At 35.4% G+C, this 3,864-nt stretch carries 1 protein-coding gene; it reads right to left on the bottom strand.

What is annotated here, in order from left to right; genetic code table 11:
• Nucleotides 1-3,864, bottom strand: a 3,864-nt coding sequence (locus tag QZ824_RS10950; RefSeq protein ID WP_291276054.1) for a fibronectin type III domain-containing protein, incomplete at both ends; no start/stop codon positions are given.

Below are 3,864 nucleotides of genomic sequence, written 5' to 3'. Positions count from 1 at the left end.
CCAATCATTATCATAGTTAACCTTACTGTAAACCTCTTTACCATATCTGTTGAAAATCTCAACTTTCTCAGCTCGTAACTTCAAATAATCATTCTTCATATCTCCATTTGGACTAATACCCTTTTGGATGGTACATTGAATAACATGAACAGAAATAGTTATAGGTGAAGCACACTGACTGATAGTAGTGCTAGGCGTAAAAGTATAAACACTTATGTTAGACTGACTAGTATCAACTTGAGAAGGAGACCAAGTACCTGAAATTCCGTTATTAGAAATTAAAGGTAAAACTATAGGAGTAGCTCCAACACAAAGATCTGAAATTGGTGTAAAAATTGGTTCAATGAATGAATTAACTACAACAGTCATAGTTGTTGAAACAGCACATTGACCTGCATTTGGTGTAAAAGTATAAGTAGTTGTTGCAGTATTATTTTCAGCCGGTGACCATACTCCAACAACACCATTATTAGATGTTGAAGGTAAGGTAAACACATCTCCCGCACAAACTGGTGCAACCTGTGTAAATGATGGAGTGACTGGGGTGTTAACTGTAATCGTCATAGTTGTAGATACTGCACATTGTCCTGGATTAGGCGTAAAAGTATACATTGTTGTTGCAGTATTATTGATTGATGGCGACCAACTTCCCAAAATTCCATTTGTTGATGTTGTTGGCAAAGCTGCTAAAGCATCTCCTGAACAAACTGGTGCAACCTGTGTAAATGATGGAGTGACTGGGGTGTTAACTGTAATCGTCATAGTTGTAGGTACTGCACATTGTCCTGGATTAGGCGTAAAAGTATACGTTGTTGTTGCAGTATTATTGATTGATGGCGACCAACTTCCTAAAATTCCATTTGTTGATGTTGTTGGCAAAGCTGCTAAAGCATCTCCTGAACAAACTGGTGCAACCTGAGTAAATGATGGAGTTATAGTTGTCGTAAGATCAATTGTAGCGGTGTTAGTACCTGTATTAATACAATTAACAGAACTACCAGCATAAGTGTAAGTAACTGTATAAGAACCAACAGTACTATTAGCTAAGTTAATAACACCTGTATTTGGATCAATATCTAAACCAGAAGGTGAAGCAGAGAAAAGACCTCCTGTTGTGAAACCTGAAGCTAATGACGGTACAGGGTTTGTAGCATTAGAAGTACATACCGGTGTCGAATAAGAGAATCCGGTTGTTGGATTAGTATACGGAACTGCATCAATCGTAAAGGTTAATGGTGATGAATAACAATCATTTATTAAATCATGTACAACTAAGGAGTGATTTCCTGGTGTTAGTCCAGTAAAAATTGTACTAGATTGATATGTACCATTATCAACTGAATACTGATAATTTGAAACAAATAATGAATACTGACCAATATTAGAATAATTTTCAGGATCAGTTGTGCTCCATTGACTTGAATTCCAAGTTGTGCTTGGTAGTGGACTCGCAGAAGGCAATCTTCTGTATGTGTATCCTGGTTGATTATTTGGTGTAAATACGACACCATTAGTTGGTCCCCAAATATCTACCTCAACATCGGCAGAAGTAGTTAAACGAATATTATCATTAGTATCTACTCCAGAATTTGGTATAACTAGATTGTGAGTAACACCCGGAATACTTGGATCATTGCTAATTTTAATTACAAAAGTACTATTGTTTGCAATTGTACCAGATAATGTTTGCTGCCATGTTGCAGTAGCATTACCATTGTTGTACATTTTTAATTTATAATTAGATAAATTCTTTGAAACACCTGTACCATTATATAATTCAACATAAGACAATGCTCCTGTATTAGCATCAGTAACTTCAGAAATGAATAAATCGGAAGGAACAACTGACGATTGTGCAATTGGTGATGTCACTTGAATATTACCAGTTGGTGTCGAACAAGTAGGTTGTGACGTAATTGAAATTGTCGGTGTTGGTATTGAAATAATATTTACCTTGAAAGAAACTTGATTTGAACAATCCCCATTAGTTGCATAAACATAAATTACTTGAGTAGTATTAATAATATCACCAGGATTTAATTGTGTACCTGTTGCATTAGAACCTGTATAATAAACACCTGTTGTTAATGGAGGTAGTGTATAACTATTACAACCATTTACATCGACTTTTATTGGTAACTGAGGAGCTGCCTTAATTTCAACAGATGTATTAGTTGTGTAAGCTGGACACCCTCCTTGCGCAGGAACAGACATTGTTACAACATATGTTCCAGGAGTTGCTAATGAAGGAGTTATTGCTCCCGAAATAGGATCTAAAGCATATTGTAAACCAATCGGTGTTGATGAAAATGTAGTATTAGGACCACCTGTTCCAGTTAAAATTATAGGATAAACAGTAGAGTCAGAATTACAATAAGAAGGACTTGAATAAGCTACAGAAGCATTCGGATTAGGAGTAACAATAACTGTTCTTGTACAAATAATTGGAGCATTTGAAGCAGGAGGCAATAATGTAGGAATCAAAGTATTAGTTACTGTGTATGTTCCAGGTGTACTTGTAGCAAAATTAATTTCTCCAGTAACTGAATTAATTGTTAACCCTGAAGGTGATGCTGAGTAAGTACCAGCCGTAGCTCCCGCTACTAAAGTTGGTGTTTGATTCGCACTATTACTACAATATGTAACTGATGAATAGTTAAATGTATTGTAAGGATAACAGAAAGACTGAGCAGTATTTGAACTATTTGGTGTAATTGTAACTGTACCTGCTTGATTAGCAAAATTTGTTACCATCAATATATACACTTGCCCTTGAGTAACCGTAATTGTAAAGTTCTCTGTAGCTGCTGTGGAATAACTACATTTTACTGGATTGTTGTTTGGAATTTGTATACAACCTGCATCTCTACTGATAAATGGTCCCCAAAGAGCATAATCAACATCAATTGGAGCACCTGCAGTAGTAACTTGGTTAATAGTATAACTTAATGAACCATTTTGAGCTGCTTCCAAAAAGAAGAAACTTGCATTTGGAGAAGATCCTAAACACCCGTAAGATCCTAGATTAATAACACCTGTAGCATTGGGATATGTTCTTGGTTGATTACACAATGATACAGCTTCAGGACAAGGTACCGCTCCAACACACAAACTAAATGAAATTGCTGAATTTGTTGTAGAAGTTGTATAAACTCTAATATAATAAGTTTGTCCAATTACTAAATTATTAGCAACATAACTTGTAGAACCGCATTGAATTTGTGTTAATGCATTACAAGTTCCAGAATATAACGCAAAGTTTACTGTAGTTCCTGTTGGTAAAATGTTTGACAAACTAATAGTATGTGTTGGTTTTACAGCTACAAAAGAGTACCAAACATCGTTAGCATTAGCTGAACAAGTCAATGCTGGAGTTAAAGTTGGTGTAGCTCCTGTTAAAACACCATTATTTAATAATGTACAATTCAAATCATCATTAAGTTCCGCCACTTTAGCATTGGAACATAAATCATTAATTGGTGTAGTGGTAAAATTCACACCATCTGTCCAGAAACTCTTATCTGATGTAGAGCAAATTGCTCTAACATAAAAAGTATATGTTGAAGATGGATTTAAACCTGTAACTAAAAATGAATTAGTTGCTGTAGTAATCCCAGTAAAATTAAATGCTGGTACATTAGAACCAACTGGTAATACTAAAACCTGCCATTGCGTTGCACTACCAGATTCAGTCCAAGAAACTGATGCTGTTGTTGCTGTAATATTTGATACTGTAACTCCTGTTGGTCTAAAACATGTTATAGGAGGTGTACAATAAATCGTTGCATCCCAACCTGTACTTGTTCCTGTTGCATTAGAACTGAATGAAAAAGTTAAACAACCACTTGGCGAAGTTGATGTAAA

It is taken from the genome of Flavobacterium sp. (assembly GCF_021151785.1).
Lineage (GTDB): Bacteria > Bacteroidota > Bacteroidia > Flavobacteriales > Flavobacteriaceae > Flavobacterium.
Note: the sequence above shows the minus strand (reverse complement) of the source record. Positions and strands in the feature narration are given on the sequence as shown.